General features: G+C 62.9%; 16 protein-coding genes and 1 pseudogene. 10 read left to right on the plus strand and 7 right to left on the minus strand.

What is annotated here, in order from left to right; all coding sequences use genetic code 11:
* Positions 1 to 952 (minus strand): MFS transporter (locus tag EOB36_RS19490; protein ID WP_128285485.1); only part of this gene is annotated, 952 nt, incomplete at its 3' end.
* Between the two features lie 182 nt (positions 953 to 1,134).
* Between EOB36_RS19490 and EOB36_RS19495 the strand changes: the two genes are divergently transcribed.
* Both EOB36_RS19495 and EOB36_RS19500 read left to right on the plus strand, forming a co-directional pair.
* Positions 1,135 to 1,800 (plus strand): GntR family transcriptional regulator, encoded by a 666-nt coding sequence (locus EOB36_RS19495; protein ID WP_128285486.1) that lies wholly within the window; start codon positions 1,135 to 1,137, stop codon positions 1,798 to 1,800.
* A gap of 58 nt (positions 1,801 to 1,858) precedes the next feature.
* Entirely contained in the window at positions 1,859 to 2,119 is a 261-nt protein-coding gene (locus EOB36_RS19500) for a DUF982 domain-containing protein (RefSeq protein ID WP_095485747.1), read from the plus strand.
* Between the two features lie 55 nt (positions 2,120 to 2,174).
* On the opposite strand, the gene EOB36_RS19505 is transcribed toward EOB36_RS19500, so the two are convergent.
* Complete coding sequence (locus EOB36_RS19505; RefSeq protein ID WP_023798419.1) at positions 2,175 to 2,333, minus strand: hypothetical protein; 159 nt, start codon at positions 2,331 to 2,333, stop codon at positions 2,175 to 2,177.
* 204 nt (positions 2,334 to 2,537) lie between these two features.
* On the opposite strand from EOB36_RS19505, the gene EOB36_RS19510 reads away from it, so the two are divergent.
* Complete coding sequence (locus tag EOB36_RS19510; protein WP_128285487.1) at positions 2,538 to 3,509, plus strand: glycosyl transferase family 90; 972 nt, start codon at positions 2,538 to 2,540, stop codon at positions 3,507 to 3,509.
* Between the two features lie 33 nt (positions 3,510 to 3,542).
* Here EOB36_RS19510 and EOB36_RS19515 read toward each other — a convergent pair whose 3' ends face one another.
* Positions 3,543 to 4,586: an aldo/keto reductase gene (locus EOB36_RS19515; RefSeq protein WP_128285488.1), complete on the minus strand. Its 1,044-nt coding sequence runs from the start codon at positions 4,584 to 4,586 to the stop codon at positions 3,543 to 3,545.
* A gap of 260 nt (positions 4,587 to 4,846) precedes the next feature.
* Between EOB36_RS19515 and ppk2 the strand changes: the two genes are divergently transcribed.
* Complete coding sequence (ppk2, locus tag EOB36_RS19520) at positions 4,847 to 5,767, plus strand: polyphosphate kinase 2 (RefSeq protein WP_095485749.1); 921 nt, start codon at positions 4,847 to 4,849, stop codon at positions 5,765 to 5,767.
* 238 nt (positions 5,768 to 6,005) lie between these two features.
* Here ppk2 and EOB36_RS19525 read toward each other — a convergent pair whose 3' ends face one another.
* Entirely contained in the window at positions 6,006 to 6,650 is a 645-nt protein-coding gene (locus EOB36_RS19525) for a dihydrofolate reductase family protein (RefSeq protein WP_128285489.1), read from the minus strand.
* Positions 6,651 to 7,045: 395 nt separating this feature from the next.
* On the opposite strand from EOB36_RS19525, the pseudogene EOB36_RS19530 reads away from it, so the two are divergent.
* Positions 7,046 to 7,216 (plus strand): annotated as a pseudogene (locus tag EOB36_RS19530) (transposase); the annotation flags it as partial.
* Positions 7,217 to 7,239: 23 nt separating this feature from the next.
* Here the strand turns inward: EOB36_RS19530 and EOB36_RS19535 are convergent.
* The 3 genes from EOB36_RS19535 to EOB36_RS19545 form a co-directional block, all read right to left on the minus strand.
* Positions 7,240 to 7,713: a nucleoside deaminase gene (locus EOB36_RS19535; RefSeq protein ID WP_126106909.1), complete on the minus strand. Its 474-nt coding sequence runs from the start codon at positions 7,711 to 7,713 to the stop codon at positions 7,240 to 7,242.
* A 193-nt stretch (positions 7,714 to 7,906) separates the two neighbouring features.
* On the minus strand, positions 7,907 to 8,938 hold the full coding sequence (gene hemB / locus EOB36_RS19540; protein WP_128285490.1) for a porphobilinogen synthase: 1,032 nt from the start codon (positions 8,936 to 8,938) through the stop codon (positions 7,907 to 7,909).
* A 98-nt stretch (positions 8,939 to 9,036) separates the two neighbouring features.
* Positions 9,037 to 9,858, minus strand: coding sequence for a DUF2066 domain-containing protein (locus tag EOB36_RS19545; protein WP_128285491.1), 822 nt, complete (start codon positions 9,856 to 9,858; stop codon positions 9,037 to 9,039).
* 162 nt (positions 9,859 to 10,020) lie between these two features.
* On the opposite strand from EOB36_RS19545, the gene EOB36_RS19550 reads away from it, so the two are divergent.
* The 5 genes from EOB36_RS19550 (at position 10,021) to EOB36_RS19570 (ending at position 15,598) form a co-directional block, all read left to right on the plus strand.
* A complete protein-coding gene (locus tag EOB36_RS19550) occupies positions 10,021 to 11,064 on the plus strand; it encodes an enoyl-CoA hydratase/isomerase family protein (protein WP_128285492.1) in 1,044 nt (347 codons plus the stop codon).
* Positions 11,061 to 11,483 carry a DUF6163 family protein gene (locus tag EOB36_RS19555; protein WP_095485755.1) on the plus strand — a complete coding sequence of 141 codons (423 nt, stop codon included), beginning with the start codon at positions 11,061 to 11,063 and terminating at the stop codon, positions 11,481 to 11,483. The genes EOB36_RS19550 and EOB36_RS19555 overlap by 4 nt, the downstream gene beginning before the upstream one ends.
* 256 nt (positions 11,484 to 11,739) lie before the next feature.
* On the plus strand, positions 11,740 to 12,255 hold the full coding sequence (locus EOB36_RS19560) for a winged helix DNA-binding protein (protein WP_126106904.1): 516 nt from the start codon (positions 11,740 to 11,742) through the stop codon (positions 12,253 to 12,255).
* A 335-nt stretch (positions 12,256 to 12,590) separates the two neighbouring features.
* The gene (locus tag EOB36_RS19565) at positions 12,591 to 13,844 is read left to right on the plus strand and encodes a L,D-transpeptidase family protein (RefSeq protein WP_126106903.1); all 1,254 of its coding nucleotides are present in this window, start codon (positions 12,591 to 12,593) and stop codon (positions 13,842 to 13,844) included.
* A gap of 107 nt (positions 13,845 to 13,951) precedes the next feature.
* Positions 13,952 to 15,598: a Na+/H+ antiporter gene (locus EOB36_RS19570; RefSeq protein WP_128285493.1), complete on the plus strand. Its 1,647-nt coding sequence runs from the start codon at positions 13,952 to 13,954 to the stop codon at positions 15,596 to 15,598.
* Positions 15,599 to 15,717: the final 119 nt, after the last annotated feature.

Genomic DNA, 15,717 nt, shown 5'->3' on the forward strand with positions numbered 1-15,717 from the left:
CCTGCGTGACGAAGGCTTGCGGGATCAGCAGCAGCGCCGATACGGCAAGCGCCCCGATGATGACGTTCCAGTGGCCGACGCGGTCGGCGAGCTTGCCGAGACGCGAGGCCGACAGGATGGCGCCGAGTGCCGCCGCCGACATGACGACGCCGGAGGTCAGCGTTAGCAGGCTTTGGTCCTCGATGAGCTGCTGGACGTAGACCGTGATGATCGGCTCGACCGACATCGTGGCGAAACTCAGCAGTATGCCGGTCACCAGCATGGCGACGACGGGGCGCTTGTCCTCGATTTGCGACCAGCCGCCTTGCGCCTTCTCAGTCGAAGCTGCCTTGTCGGCTGTCGGGCGAGGGTTCTCCTTGATGAGAAAAGTCGTTGCCAGGAACGCCAGGAAAATGACGCCGCCGGCGAGCAGGAAGGTGGCGCGGATGCCGATCAAGGGCGGCAGCGCGCCACCGAGCAGGGGACCGACGAGAGCGCCGGCGGTGATGCCGGCCGACAGCACGCCGAGCGCCCAGCCGGACCAGTCCTTCGGCGTCTGCATGGCCACCAGGATGGTCGAGCCCGAGGAATAGCCGCCTGCGAAGCCGATCAGCAGGCGCAGCAGCACCAACTGCCAGACAGTCTCCACCATGCCGGTCAGCGACATGCAGATGGCCATGCCGAAACTGGCGCGCACCAGCATCAGCTTGCGGCCGTAGCGGTCGCCCAGCCGTCCCCACAGCGGCGCCACCAGCGCGGCGGCGAAGAAAGTGGCGCCATAGGCGACGCCGGACCACTGCACGATAGCTGCATGCCCCTCGGCGCCCAGCTGCTGGACATAGAGCGGCAGGAAGGGCAGCAGCAGCGTCATGGCGACGAGCGTGCTGAACGAGCCTGCGAAGCACACGGCGAGATTGCGGCGCCAGTGGATGTTGTGCGCGGCTTGCACTGCGAGGGTGGCTTCTTGAGGCATGTCATGTCCTATCCGGCAGCTCGTATGAAAACTTGCTGCGGATACCATTTTGGGATACCAAACCGGTATCCGTCATGGACGCAAGCCCGGCCGCTGTCAATGCGGCCATCTCAAACGTGACCGGCAAACGATGGCAGGCGAGCCGATCGCCAGCAAAAACTGCCAGAAATTCGGAAACCGCAATGTCGCAGATGCAGAATGTCGAAACTGGGCTTCGCGAGATGATCCTCGGCCTCGAGGTCGGTCCGGGCGAGCGGCTGACGGAACGCTGGATCGAAAGCCGCTTCGGCGCCTCGCGCACGCCGGTCCGGGCAGCATTGCTGCGGCTCGAAACGGAAGGTCTGGTCTGCCGCGACGGGCGCGGCTGGACGGTGTCGCCCATCAACCTCGCCGAGCTCGAGCAGATCGCCGTTTATCGCGAGGCGGTAGAGGTCGCGGCGCTCCGGCTGACTTGTGCCTTGGAGGACAGGACCGCCGTCGAAATCATCGAGGCAATGCTGGATTCCTGCGACGCCGGCACCCCGCGCGAGGAATGGCACCGCGTCGGCATGGATTTTCACATCGAGCTGGCACGGCTGTCCGGCAACGAGTTCCTGTTCAGGGCGGTCCGTGATGCCATGACACGCCTGTCGCGCGCCCGTTGGCTGGAGGTGCGCGACGAGGCGGCACTCGGCCGCGCCTGGGCCGAGCACCATGCCATTCTGGCAGCGGTTCGGACTGGCGATGCCGATGAGGCAGCACGTCGGCTTTCGGCCCATATCGTCGGCAGCCGCGACCGGCTGGTGACATCGCTGCACAACGACCGGCGCGGCCTGCGTGCCAGGGGATTTGCCGTCGTCGCGGCCTGATTGCCGAGGCAACCACTTTCGCCCTCGCTTCGCGGGCGCCGATGGCGTAAGAGCGGCGATGGAAAACAACCGATTTGAAACACCCGTGACCGTCAAGTCGGGCGCGGAGGGAACCACTCAGCTCTTGCGTACGGCCCGCGAGGCTTCCGATTACCTCCTCAACAACTGGCCCGGCAAGCGCAGTCCAAAGCATCGCGAAGCGCTGCAGGCCTGCCATGATGCGTTGGCCGGCGACAAACCGGCCATGATCGCGAGGCGCGCCTTCATAGCCGCCGCGCGCGAAGTGAACGTTTTCGTCAGCGACAAGGCGCCGGCCTGAAGACGCAGCGGGATTCCTAGGCCAAATCCGATCCACCTCGCGGGCCGGACGCCGTTTACTCTGCCGTTTCCGTTTCGGTCTCGGAGGTGGTCTCGTCCTCGGGCTTCGAACGTTCCTTGGCTGCGACCTTGGCCGCCTGCTTTTCCGCCTTCTTGGCGGCCTTCTGCCGGTCGCGTTCCTTGCGTTCCTGGCCGTAATTCGGTGCTCGCGCCATATCTCTTCCTTTCGCAATGCTGAAGGTTGTTAGCCCTGCCTAGGAGCATTGGGCTGCAAACACAACACCGCAAAGGCCGATCGGCTCCATACATAGCCGGCAAGCCGGCTGCACGCGGTTCCGGGCTTGCAAGATGGCTGGCACAATGGTGTAGGAGAGACCGGGGTACAAATAACAAGCTCACCTGTTTTTACCAAGTGACCGATGGCCACGCTTCAAAGAAACGCACAGAAGCTATTCTACTATGCGCGCAATGCCATGCGCGATATCGCGCCGCAGGCGCTGTTCCGCCGCAGGCTCGGCGGGCTGCTCGATCGGGCCAGGCTTTCGGACGGGTCGATCCGCGCGCGTCTCAACTATTACAACAGGCTGCAGGACGCTTTCGCGCCGAGCGCCGATGCCGTGCCGGTCAGCCGGCTGCCGACAGACCGGAGCATGTATTACTACGATCTGAAGGAATTCACCCGCTACTTCGATCCCGATTTGCGCATCGACCTCGAATTCGGCGACGTCATCGAGGTGCCTGCCATGCCGTCGATCGTCAAGGATCGGCCGATCGCCGGCGACAACAGGAACGGGGTCCTGTTCAAGCTCAACAAGTTCCGCCACTTCCACATGCCCGCCGACGATGTTGCCTTCGCGGACAAGCTTCCGGTCGCCGTCTGGCGCGGCGAGCTCAACAATCCGATACGGACCTTGCTTCTGGAGGCCGCGCGCGATCTGCCCTTTTGCGATGTCGGCACGCCCAAGCCGACGGCAGCGCCGGAATATCGCAAGCCCTATTTGAGCATCGATCAGCAGCGGCGCTACCGCTACATCATTTCGCTCGAGGGCAACGATGTGGCGACCAATCTCAAATGGATCATGAGCTCGAATTCGCTGTGCCTGATGCCGCCGCCGACATACGAGACATGGTTCGGCGAAAGCGAACTCGTGGCTGGTGTCCACTATGTGCCGCTCGAACCGGATTTCTCGGACCTCGCCGAGCGGGTGCAGTATCTCGAGAAGCATCCGCCTGAGGCCGAACGCATCGTTGCCGCGGCCAACGCCTATTGCCGCAAGTTCGCCGATGAGCGGGCCGAGCAGGCGATCTGCTTGCTCGTGCTCTACAAATATTTCGTGCTCAGCGGCCAGATCGAGCCTGATCCCGAGGTCTGGCGTTTTATCTCGGGCTAGCCCGCGGCGATCTTCGACCTGATCCGGACCCTGTCAGATAGCATCCCGGTCGAGGACCAGATCGGCCGGACCGAACCGGTCTTTTGCGGTGAACTGCTGGTGCCAATAGGGGTAGAGAACAGCAGGCCTGCTCACAGCGTCCAGGCGTGCGCGCTCCTCGCTGGTAAGCACCAGGCTGGCGGCGGCGATATTGTCCTTGAACTGCGCTTCGGTTCGGCCGCCGATCACCAGCGAGCTAACGGCCGGCCGGCCGAGCAGCCAGGCAAGCGCCACCTGCGCTGCCGACACGCCATGGTTCTTGCCGATATAGGCAAGCACGTCGACGATCCGCCACAGCCGGTCCTCGTCGCGGATCGGCGGTTCCTTCCAGCCGCTGAGCTGACGGGAGGTGGCCTGGTCGCGGTGATATTTGCCGGACAGCAATCCACCGGCAAGCGGGCTCCACACCAGCACGCCAAGCCCCTGGTCGACCGAGATCGGCAACAATTCATATTCGGCTTCGCGCGCTTCCAGCGTGTAGTGGATCTGCTGGGTGACGAAGCGCGGCTGGTGCTGGCGATCGCTGATCCCCAGTGCCTTCATCACTTGCCAGCCGGAATAGTTGGAACAGCCGACATAGCGGACCTTGCCCTGGCTAACGAGCGTGTCGAGCGCGGCGATGGTTTCCTCGAGCGGCGTCGTGCCGTCCCATTCGTGCAGGAAATAGATGTCGATGACATCGGTCCTGAGGCGCTTCAGGCTTTTCTCGCACTCGCGGATCAGATGGTAGCGCGACAGCCCTTCGTCGTTGGGGCCATCGCCGATCCGCATGCGCGCCTTGGAGGCGATCAGCACATCGCCCTTGCGTTTGCCGCCGAGCGCTTCGCCGATGATCTCCTCCGAAAGCCCGTTCGAATAGACATTGGCGGTGTCGATGAGATTGATGCCGGAATCGATGCAGAGGTCGATCATCCGGCGCGCCTCGTCGAGATCGGTCTTGCCGACCGCCGAAAATGCGCCGGCGCCGCCAAAAGTCATGGTGCCCATGGTGAGCGTCGAAACCTTCAGCCCGGAACGGCCGAGAGTGCGGTATTCCATGTCAGATCCTCGCAATTGCGTTGAGAAGGCGGTGCTTCGAAGGCTGCCCGAAGGAGCCTGGCATTTGTAGGACAATTCATGCAGCTTGTCGCCCATGCCATGGAAGGCGGATCGATCACATCTTACCGTTTTGGGTGACCGGCGCACGAGCCGGCTGCAATAAAACCGTCATTGCCGGCCTGTATGCAAGTCGGCTCAAGGTGTTCGATCTCGGCCGGCAGGCCGGACGCCGACACGGGCGTGCACGCGGAGCAGCATAAATGACCGAAGCAAAACAGAATTCTCCTGCCAGGGATTGGCTGGAAGCGGAGCTAGCCGACACGCTCGACGAAGACTACGAGCTGGAAATGTCGGAACCCGCGCTGTCGCTGGAAATCGCCAAGATCTACAAGAACGCGCATCCGCCCTCGATGGATCGCATGCAGTATTTTCGCGACCTGATCACGCTGCAATCCGAATTGATCAAGCTGCAGTCCTGGGTGGCTTACCACAAGAAGAAGCTGGTGGTGGTTTTCGAGGGCCGCGACTCGGCCGGCAAGGGTGGCGTCATCAAGCGCATCACCCAGCGGCTCAATCCGCGCATCTGCCGCGTCGTAGCACTGCCGGCGCCGACCGAGCGCGAGAAATCGCAATGGTATTTCCAGCGCTACGTCCCGCATCTGCCGGCAGGCGGCGAGATCGTGCTGTTCGACCGCTCATGGTACAACCGCTCTGGCGTCGAAAGGGTGATGGGATTTGCCGAACCGGATCAGGTCGAGGAGTTCTTCCGCGACGTGCCGGAGTTCGAGCGCATGCTCGTCCGTTCCGGCGTCACGCTGGTCAAATACTGGTTCTCCATCACCGACGAGGAGCAGCAGATGCGCTTCCAGATGCGCATCCATGATCCGATGAAGCAGTGGAAGCTCTCGCCGATGGACCTGCAGTCGCGCGTGCGCTGGGAGCAGTACACCAAGGCCAAGGAAGAAACGTTCGCCCGCACCAACATTCCCGAAGCTCCTTGGTTCATCGTCGAGGGTAACGACAAGAAGCGGGCGCGGCTGAACTGCATCGATCATCTCCTCAAGCAGATGCCTTATGAGGAGGTGCCGCACGAAGAGATCACGCTGCCCGACCGCGTCTTCAATCCCGAATACGAGCGCCAGGTGCTGCCGCGCGAGCTGTACGTGCCGGAGAAGTATTGATCATCTGGGACTGCTAAAGACCCGGACGGGCGGCATTCCTTCGCGCCCCCCTCTGTCCTGCCGGACATCTCCCCCACGAGGGGGGAGATTGGCAGCGTCGCCGACGGTGCCAATCTTGCAACGCTGATGATTGGCGAAAGCCGGCGCGACATCCGATCTCCCCCCGTGTGGGGGAGATGTCCGGCAGGACAGAGGGGGCGCGAAGGATCGCGGCGCAGAGGGCTGCGCCTCAGTGAGACTACGCGCGCTTGATGATGACGTGCGTGGCATTCGGCGTCGCGACCTGCTCGCTGCACCGGTAGCCGAGCTTGAGCATGTCGATGCCGGCAAAAAGGTTCTCGCCGGAGCCGAGCAGCATCGGCGATATCGCCAGATGCACGTCGTCGATGAGCTTTTCCCTGAGATATTGCCGGATCGTGGCGACACCACCGCCGAGCCGGACATCCTTGCCATCAGCCGCTGCTTTCGCCTTTTCCAGCGCTGAGTGGATACCGTCGGTCACAAAATAGAAGGTCGTGCCGCCCGCCATGACGATGGGATTCCGCGGATGGTGGGCGAGCACGAAGACCGGCACATGGTAGGGTGGATTGTCTCCCCACCAGCCTTTCCAGCTTTCATCCGGCCACTCGCCGCGGATCGGCCCGAACATGTTGCGGCCCATTATCCACGCCCCAACATTTTCGAAGCTGCGCGCCACGAACCCGTCGTCCGTGTCTGTGGTCCCGCGATCGTCGCCAGACATGTTGCGGAAGGTCCGGGTGCCGAACATCCAGTTGTGCAGGGCTTCCCCACCTACGCCCAGCGGCTCTTTCAGGTCCTGGTCGGGACCGGCGCCATAGCCGTCGATTGACAGGGTGAAAGCGTTGACGCGAAGCTTGGACATGAGTACCTCCCTCGAGACCAGTTGTGAAATGCAAGCAGTTGTTTTTAGCTATACTGATTGCATTTTGCAAGCGGTATTTTGAAATCTCCGCCGAGCGATGAGCGGCTTGTTTGGGCCAGCCGCGTCAGGACCGCAGCCAAGACGGGTGGTTGCAGCAGCAGTTGCTTGCGCCGCGATGCCTCGAGGATGCGTTTACGTCATCAAGCATGGCCTGCAATGGAAGGATGCGCTGCAGGCCTACGGGGGCAGATGAGCGGCCACAAGGGGCACGCATGGTTCTCGATGCCCTGCCGCCCTGCCAAAGCCCTGATTGCGGATCGCGGTTATGACAGCGCCATTTCGCGAGGCTTTGTGGAACAAAGGCATCGAGCCTTAGCATCCCGTCGAGCCGAAGTCGGAAAGTCCCATATCCCTACGACAGGGCACTCTATCGCCAGCGCCACAAGGTCGAGAACCTCTTCGCCAAGCTCAAAGACCGGCGGCGCATTGCAACCCGATACGACCGATGCGCGCATAACTTCTTCTCGGCGATCTGCATCGCCGCAACCGTCATCTTCTCGCTCTAATCAGAGCGTCCTGAGCCGAGGCTCTAAGCCTTGCCCAGATGCTTTGGCCAGAATTCCTGGTGGACTTCGGCGGCTTCGTCTTCGAGGTTCGTCGGGCCAACCACAGTGACGATGCGCGCGCCGGTCTGCAACACCGCCCGGCTCGGCACGTTCAACCCGATCCCAGCGATCTCGCCCAGCCGCGCTTCGGAGCACGCAAACACCATACGCCCGATGCCCGACCAGTAAATCGCCCCGGAGCACATCGCGCACGGCTCGGTGCTGGTGTAGAGCGTGCAGTCAGCGAGAAAAGCAGCGTCGTAGTGCTGCGCCGCTAGTTTAACCAGGTTCATCTCGGCGTGGTTCGTCATATCGTGGCCGGTGAAGACGCTGTTTTCGGCGCGCAGGATTACTTCGCCGTCCCTCACCAGCACCGAGCCAAACGGTTCGTCGCCGCGTTCCATTGCGGATTTCGAGAGCGCAATTGCCTCGCGTAAAAACGGCTCGTGGCTTTCCATCAGAGTCTCCCAAAAAGCTAGAGTGGGATGATTGTCTTGAATCGGAGGGATTTCCAAGGGCTGCAGATCAGATTCAGTTAGGCGATCTGCATCGCCGCAACCGTCATCTTCTGGCTATGCGCGCGGCCGATTGTTTGATCTCGGCCTTCAACATAGGATGAAGGCTGTCGCGTGTGGTGATGATTGCGAGTGCCTACCCCTTCAGCATCGCCGCCACTTCGGGCGCGAAATAGGTGAGGATCCCGTCGCAGCCGGCGCGCTTGAAGGCGAGAAGCGATTCCAGCATCGCCTTGTCGCCGTCGATCCAGCCATTGGCGGCAGCCGCCTTGATCATCGAATATTCGCCCGACACCTGATAGGCGAAGGTCGGCATCCGGAATTCGTCCTTCAGCCTGCGAATGATGTCGAGATAGGGCAGGCCGGGCTTGACCATCAGCATGTCGGCGCCCTCGGCGAGATCCTGCTCGGCCTCGCGCACGGCCTCGTCGGAATTGGCGTGATCGAGATAATAGGTCTTCTTGTCGCCCTTGAGCAGGCCGGCGGTGCCGACCGCCTCGCGATAGGGTCCGTAGAAGGCGGAGGCGAATTTCGTCGCGTAGGACATGATCGCCACATCCTGAAAACCATTGGCGTCGAGCGCATCGCGGATGGCGCCGATGCGGCCGTCCATCATGTCGGAGGGCGCGATGATGTCGGCGCCGGCCGCCGCCTGGATGACGGCCGCCGCCGTCACCTGTTCCACCGTCTCATCGTTGACGATGATGCCGTCGCGCAAGATGCCGTCATGGCCGTGCGAGGTGAAGGGATCGAGCGCCGCGTCGGTGATGATGCCGATTTCGGGCACCGCGTGCTTGATGGCGCGCGTAGCGCGGTTGATGACGTTTTCCGGATCGAGGATGTGCGAGCCGGTCTGGTCGCGCAGGCCGAACTCGACATTGGGGAAGGTTGCGATCGCCGGAATGCCGAGCTTTGCCGCGCGCTCGGCCTCCTTGACGGCAAGGTCGAGCGACAGGCGGAAGACGCCGGGCATGGCGGCGATCGGTTCGCGGATATTTTTCCCATCGACGACGAAGATCGGCCAGATCAGGTCGTCGACGGAGAGCCGGTTCTCCTGCACAAGGCGGCGCGACCAGTCGGCCTTGCGCATGCGGCGCAAACGGCGGCTGCCGGTGATCTCGTCGACGCTGCGCGCGCCGGCAGGCTTTGCTGGGGTGAATTTGTTCATCGCCAAAACTCCGGATCGGCGGCTTTTACCACGAGCCTCCGCCGCTGACCAATGCGACACGATTGTGCCAGGCTGGCATCGCCTGGATATCGGTATACCTAATCCGGCTGACCGTTGCCGGACAGGACCTGCACCGCACCCCGCATGGCGACGCGGAACGCCTCGTCGAAACTGACGCCGCGCACTTGCCAGTGATAGGTCTTGCCGCCCGTGGCAAGCCGCCAGTCGGCGATCCAGCCCAATTCCTTGTCGCTCCAGACGATGCTACCGGCAAGCGCCTGGTCGGCGCCGACCTGTTTGGCGGCCTTATCCAGAGCCGCCATGTCCGTCTCGTGCAGCGCCTTGTCGTCAAGCCCGGATTCGGAGAGGTGCGACGCCTCGGGAAATGCGATCCGCATCGCCAGCGGGTCGGCAGCATTCACGAATGATTCGCGCATCGGTGCGCCGCGCTCATCGTCTGCGGTCAGCGCGAAATGCCTGGCGCCTCGCTCCGTTGCCAGAAAGATCGCCAGCTGCGGCCGCTCGGCAAGCCACGGCCGGCTGCCGAGCGATGTTAGCATCGGGTCGATCACCTGAGGCCTGTAGAGGCACGAAAGATCGTGCGGTCGGTCATGCGTGCCTTGCTCGTCGTGGATCGGAATGCCCTCCATCCGGTCGCGGTAGCGGAATTCGGCAACGAAGCTGCCAGCCTTGTCGCGCAGTGCCGCCATTTCAGGCTTTTTCGGCAGCCGCTGATCGCCGGAGACCCTGACCAGAACCGCATCCAGGCAAGCCTTGAAGCCGATCTGGCGGTTTTGCTCGCCTTGGCCGGTCACGATGGTCCGCGCGCTATAGAGGTCGTCATTGGCGGATGCAGGACGGGCAGTCGCGCATACCATCAGGCCGATCGCCACAAGGGCAAGACGCAAAAATCCAGGCATGGTTCAACGTCCGGTTGGAAAGCCCGTCATCAAGATAGTCAATTCTAGCATCGGGCGCCGGCGGCGACCAAGGCGGCAGGATTGCACCGTTGGCATTGACGCAGCCATGCGCCACGCTTTAGCACTTCAGTCCCGGCGGTGCGGGGGAGGGATTCTATCGCGATGGATTTTGGCGGCGGCGACGAGATCCGCTTCGAACGATTGGGCAAGGCCGGCGTCGTCACGCTGACGCGGCCGCAGGCGCTCAATGCCGTCACCCATCACATGGTCAAGGCGCTCGACAAGGCGCTGCGCGCCTGGGAGCGGGATCATGAAATCGATGTCGTCGTCGTCAAGGCCGAGGGCAGGGCGTTTTCGGCCGGCGGCGACATCCTCCACGTCTACGAGGCCGGCCGGGCGGGAAAGCCGCCGGTCGATTTCTTCGCCGACGAATACCGGCTGAACGCCCGCATCGCGCGGTTCAAGAAACCCTATGTCGCGCTGATCGACGGCATCGTCATGGGCGGCGGCGTCGGCATCTCGTTTCACGGCTCGCAGCGCGTGATGACCGAGAACGCCCAATTCGCCATGCCGGAAGTCGGCATCGGCTTTTTCCCGGATGTCGGCGCCAGTCATCTCCTGCCGGACCTTGGCGGCAGCTTCGGCATGTATCTGGCCCTGACCGGAAACCGCATCCGCTATGGCGATGCTTTGTGGTCGGGCCTGGCGACGCATACGATCAAGGCGGAGGATCAGGCCGGCTTTCTCGATCGGCTGGCGGCGAGCGGCGATCCGGAATCGGTGCTGCGCGGTTTCTTCGTCCCGGCGCGGCGCGAGACGGACAGGCCGACGCTGGAAGCGATCGCCCGCCATTTCGCGCAACCGTCGCTGGGTGACGTCATCGGTAGCCTGGAACGAGCTGCTCAAACCGATGCGTTCGCGGCCAAGACGCTGGCGACGATCCGCACCCGCTCGCCGACTAGCCTGCATGTCGCCTGGCGTGAGATCAGCGCCGGGCTGACGCTGTCGATGGACGAGTGCATGCGTATGGAGTTCCGTATCCTCAACCGCATGCTTGCCGGCCATGATTTCTACGAAGGCATTCGCGCCGCTATCATCGACAAGGGCTCGACACCGCTCTGGCGGCCGGCAGGCATCGATATGATCAGCGCTGCCGATGTCGACGCCTATTTCGCGCCGCTCGGCGAACGGGAACTCGAACTGTGAGCGACGCCACGTCGAGACGCGTCGTGCTCCAGCCCTCGACGATCGAGATCATCTTCGCCTGGTTCCAGCGCGTCGTATCCGGCTACTGCCTGTTGTTCGGGATTTTGTACTGGATCCGGCTGATCGGCTTCTACCCCGGCCCGTTGTGGCGCTTCGACCTGATGCCGGTGCATTGGCAGGTGGCGGCGGTGATGCTCGCCGTCTTCTTCCCCTTCGCCGCCGCCGGCCTGTGGATGCTGGCCTCCTGGGGGCCGGTGATCTGGGTGATCTGCGCGGTGACCGAGACCGTCATGTATGCCGGCTTTCCCGAGCTCTTCGGCCACCGCCTGCTGATCGTCGCCTCCCACGCGGCGGTGGCGCTGCTCTACATCGTCTTTCGCGTGGTGATCTGGATGCAGAAACGCCAGACCCGGCAATAGAGCATCGGACCGATGCTCAACAAGAATAGCGCCGCGCGTCCCATTGGACGCCCAAATTTCCGCCCGGAACCATTGGCTAAATCTTTAGGTTAATCATCCTTGTTCGGGTGACCCTTCGTTAAGCCTCTTTCGAAACCTCTTACCGGTAAGCTCTTGTTAGCCCTAGCGTTTAAGTCGAATTTTATGAGTATTCGATAGTGTCGCGATCAAGGTGAAAAACAAAAAATCACCAGGCGACAAACGAGAGGCAAAGACAATGATCAATTCCCGTCCGGCGGCGAAGACCGCCAACGTATCCGATGACCGCCGCGAGGCGATCCGTTCGCTGTACATGGAATCGCTGCAGCTGGTGGAGCGCCTGCACCGCCGTCTGCTTGACGTGATCAAGGACGAATTCGACCGCAACGGCCGTTCCGACATCAACGCCATCCAGGCGCTGCTGCTCTTCAACATCGGCAATTCGGAGCTGACCGCCGGCGAGCTGCGCTCGCGCGGCTATTATCTCGGCTCGAACGTCTCCTACAATCTGAAGAAGCTGGTCGATCTCGGCTTCATCAACCACCAGCGCTCGCGCATCGACCGCCGTTCGGTGCGGGTCTCGCTGACGCCGAAGGGCAATGAGGTAGCGGAAGTCGTCGGCGGCCTCTACGAACGCCATGTCGGCTCGATCGAGCAGGTCGGTGGCATCAACACGGAAGAATTCAAGCAGATGAACCGCGCCCTGCAGCGGCTGGATCGCTTCTGGAACGACACCATCGCCTATCGGATGTAGAGGCATACGCCACTTCTAGGGGAAAGCCGCGCCGAAGCGGCGCGGTCGGATAGCGACCTAAAGACCGGTGGCCGAAAAGCACCGGTCTTTCCGTTTCGTGAGGGCGAGCCGATCCAAATCGCGCTCAGGGCCACGTTGCCGCCATATTCCCGGTGAAAGCGAGAATGCGGGTGATGTTGTGGCCAAGGCCAAGCATCTTCCTGAACGCGCGTCGTCCCCGGCGCGTTCTCGCAGCCGAAGGGGCCATGGTTGGCTAATTGTTAAGAATGCCAACCCTAGAGTGCGGGCGGGATAGCCCGGTGAGAAGATTTGTTACAAGACTGTCTGGAGCGTACATGAGAACCAGTCGCCGTTTCTTCCTTTCCGGCGCCTCCGCGTTGGCAGCGACGATGCTTGCCAGTGGCGCCAGCGCGCAGGACGTGATCGGGGATATCCTGAAATCCTCGGGCCGCGGCAACTGGGACGATCAGTTCGACGCCCGCGCCAGCCAGGGCGGCAAGGTGGCCTCGACGCTGCCGATCGTCAGCCCGCAGACCGTTTCCTTTACCGAGCAGGCGATAGCGCAGTATCAGAATATCGTCGCGCAGGGCGGCTGGGAGCCGGTCCCGGACACCAAGAAATTGCAGCTCGGCGTCATCGACCCCGACGTGGTGCCGTTGCGCAGGCGCTTGATGGTTTCGGGCGACCTGGCGCAGAGTGCCGGCCTGTCAGAGGCCTTCGATTCCTATGTCGATGCCGCGGTCAAGCGCTTCCAGGCGCGCCATGGCCTGCCTTCCGACGGGACCCTGGGCCAATATACCTATGCGGCGATGAATGTTTCGGCGCAGGTCCGGCTTGGCCAGTTGCAGACCAATCTGCAGCGGCTGCACGAGCGCGCCGGCACGCTGGGCAACCGTTATGTCCTAGTCGACATCCCGGGCGCCCAGATCGAGGCGGTCGAGAACGACCGCGTCGTGCTGCGCCACACCGCCGTTGTCGGCAAGATCGACCGCCAGACGCCGATCGTCGATTCCAAGATCAACGAGATCATCGTCAATCCCTACTGGAACGCGCCGGTCTCGATCGTGCGCAAGGACATCATTCCGCTGATGCGGAAGGACCCCAACTATCTCAAGGACAGCAAGATCCGTCTGTTCGCACCGGATGGCAGCGAGGTCGATCCGCTGAACGTGGACTGGTCGACCGATGACGCCGAGAAATACCGCTTCCGCCAGGATCCGGGCGCCGGCAATGCAATGGCCTCGGTCAAGATCAATTTCCCGAGCCCGGATGGCGTCTATATGCACGACACGCCGCAGCAGAGCCTGTTCGGCAAGATGATGCGTTTCGATTCCTCGGGCTGCGTGCGCGTCCAGAACGTGCGCGATCTCGTCACCTGGATCCTGCGCGACACGCCAGGCTGGAACCGTCAGCATTTCGAGGCGGCGATCAAGAGCGGCGAGAACATCCCGGTGCAGGTCAACAATCCGGTGCCGGTCTATTTCCTCTACATCTCGGCCTGGTCGACGGGGCCTGGTGTCGTGCAGTTCCGCGACGACATCTACGGGCTCGATGGAGCCAACGAGCTGCAGATCACCTCTGCGCTCTAAGCGACTGATCTTTTTACTGAAAGGCCGCCGCTGAGGGCGGCCTTTTTGTATCCGGCTGGAGGGCGCGCTTTGCGCTGGGTCCGGAAAGCGCCGTTCGGTACAGGGCCATGCAAGTTGCCATCTTCATCCTGGTCGTGCTCGGCTTCGTCGCGGTTTCGGGCGCGCTGGTCCGGCTGGTGCGGGTGCCGTTGCCGGTGCTGCAGATTGCCATAGGTGCTGCACTCGCCTGGCCGGTGCGCGGCGTCCATATCGAGATCGATCCCGAGCTGTTCCTTCTGGTGTTCATCCCGCCGCTGCTGTTCAGCGATGCCGTCACTGCACCGAAGCGCGAGTTGCTGGCGCTGCGCGGCCCGATCCTCGACCTTGCCATCGGGCTCGTCTTCTTCACAATCGTCGGCTTCGGCTATGCCTTGCATTGGCTGGTGCCGAGCATCCCGCTGGTCGTCGCCTTCGCGCTCGCCGCGGTGCTGTCGCCGACCGACGCGGTGGCGGTGTCCTCGATCGTCGACAAGAACGTGGTTCCGGCGCGGCTGATGCACATTCTGGAAGGCGAGTCGCTGCTCAACGACGCGTCTGGCCTCGTCATGTTCCGCTTCGCCGTGGCGGCAGTGCTGACCGGCAGCTTTTCCTTCGCCGCCGCTTCGCTGAGTTTCCTCTACGCCGTTGCTGCCGGCATCCTGGCCGGTGTGGTGGCGGTGTTCGCCGCCGCCAAGGCGCTGCAATTGCTTAACCGCATCGGCGGTGTGCCGGCCGAGGCACAGGTGCTGGTGATGATCCTGATCCCCTTCATTGCCTATCTCGGCGCCGAGCATGCCGGTGCGTCCGGAATCCTCGCCGCCGTCACCGCCGGTGTGCTCACCAGTGGGTCCGGCATATTCCGCTATCTCGGGGTATCGGCGCGCATGCAGACCATATCGCTGTGGACGACGCTGTCCTTCGTCTTCAACGGTGCGCTGTTCATCCTGCTCGGCCTGCAGCTTCCCGACATCATCCGCCATGTGCCGCCTGAGCTGAGCAGCCGGCATTGGCTGATCGAGCCGATCCTGACTGTGCTGATCCTTACCCTATGCCTGATCGCGCTGCGCTTCCTGTGGATCTGGATCGGTGACATCGCGGCACGCCTTGCCGCGCGATTTGGCAAGCGCAAGGCCGAGACGTTCGGCCTGCGCGTGCGGCTCGCCGGCTCGGTGGCGGGCGTGCGCGGCGCCATCACGCTGGCCGGCATCCTGTCGCTGCCGCTCGCAATGCCGGACGGCTCGCCGTTTCCGGCGCGCGATGTGGTGATCTTCCTCGCCGCGGGCGTCATCATCTGTTCGCTTGTCATCGCCAGCCTTGCCTTGCCGAAGATAGCGCGCGGGCTGGTCGAGCCGGGCGAGCATCCCGGTGCTGCCGAGGAACGCCTGGCGCGTGTCGGCGCGGCCAAGGCGGCGATCGCCCGCATCGAGAGCATCGCGGGGGCACAAGACGGGGACGAAGGCGAGGTGCCCGGTGCCCGGCTTGCCGCTGCCGACAGCATCGTCGCCGGTTATCGGCGTCGCATCGCCGCCTCCGACGAGGCCGATGAAGCCCGCACCGAGGCCCGCGAAGCCGGACGGCTCGAGCTCGAAATGAGGCTTGCCGGCATCGAGGCCGAGCGCGCGGCCGTGCGCGCCATGTTTCGCAGCCGTGAGATCAACGACCATACGATGCAGGCGCTGTTGACCGAGATCACGCTTACCGAAGCCTTGCTGAAGGGCCGTGAGGCGAGGAAATAGCCGGCTCTTCACCTTGCTGCCGCAATCCGGCCAGCAAATTTCGCGCCTCAAACGTGGCGGGGCGGAAGCAACTGTGTTAATGGCGCGGCAGACCCCCCCGGACGACAAGGATCTCAAGC

It is taken from the genome of Mesorhizobium sp. M6A.T.Cr.TU.017.01.1.1, assembly GCF_004023115.1.
Taxonomy (GTDB): domain Bacteria; phylum Pseudomonadota; class Alphaproteobacteria; order Rhizobiales; family Rhizobiaceae; genus Mesorhizobium; species Mesorhizobium mediterraneum.

Excerpts from the sequence above, each read along its gene's own strand:
- EOB36_RS19515 (WP_128285488.1), bottom strand. The coding sequence starts at position 4,586 with ATGGAATACCGCACTCTCGGCCGTTCCGGGCTGAAGGTTTCGACGCTC.
- EOB36_RS19525 (WP_128285489.1), bottom strand. The coding sequence starts at position 6,650 with ATGTCCAAGCTTCGCGTCAACGCTTTCACCCTGTCAATCGACGGCTAT.
- EOB36_RS19560 (WP_126106904.1), top strand. The coding sequence starts at position 11,740 with ATGATCAATTCCCGTCCGGCGGCGAAGACCGCCAACGTATCCGATGAC.
- EOB36_RS19545 (WP_128285491.1), bottom strand. The coding sequence starts at position 9,858 with ATGCCTGGATTTTTGCGTCTTGCCCTTGTGGCGATCGGCCTGATGGTA.
- EOB36_RS19510 (WP_128285487.1), top strand. The coding sequence starts at position 2,538 with ATGGCCACGCTTCAAAGAAACGCACAGAAGCTATTCTACTATGCGCGC.
- EOB36_RS19535 (WP_126106909.1), bottom strand. The coding sequence starts at position 7,713 with ATGGAAAGCCACGAGCCGTTTTTACGCGAGGCAATTGCGCTCTCGAAA.
- EOB36_RS19495 (WP_128285486.1), top strand. The coding sequence starts at position 1,135 with ATGTCGCAGATGCAGAATGTCGAAACTGGGCTTCGCGAGATGATCCTC.
- EOB36_RS19550 (WP_128285492.1), top strand. The coding sequence starts at position 10,021 with ATGGATTTTGGCGGCGGCGACGAGATCCGCTTCGAACGATTGGGCAAG.
- hemB (WP_128285490.1), bottom strand. The coding sequence starts at position 8,938 with ATGAACAAATTCACCCCAGCAAAGCCTGCCGGCGCGCGCAGCGTCGAC.
- EOB36_RS19505 (WP_023798419.1), bottom strand. The coding sequence starts at position 2,333 with ATGGCGCGAGCACCGAATTACGGCCAGGAACGCAAGGAACGCGACCGG.
- EOB36_RS19500 (WP_095485747.1), top strand. The coding sequence starts at position 1,859 with ATGGAAAACAACCGATTTGAAACACCCGTGACCGTCAAGTCGGGCGCG.
- ppk2 (WP_095485749.1), top strand. The coding sequence starts at position 4,847 with ATGACCGAAGCAAAACAGAATTCTCCTGCCAGGGATTGGCTGGAAGCG.
- EOB36_RS19565 (WP_126106903.1), top strand. The coding sequence starts at position 12,591 with ATGAGAACCAGTCGCCGTTTCTTCCTTTCCGGCGCCTCCGCGTTGGCA.
- EOB36_RS19570 (WP_128285493.1), top strand. The coding sequence starts at position 13,952 with ATGCAAGTTGCCATCTTCATCCTGGTCGTGCTCGGCTTCGTCGCGGTT.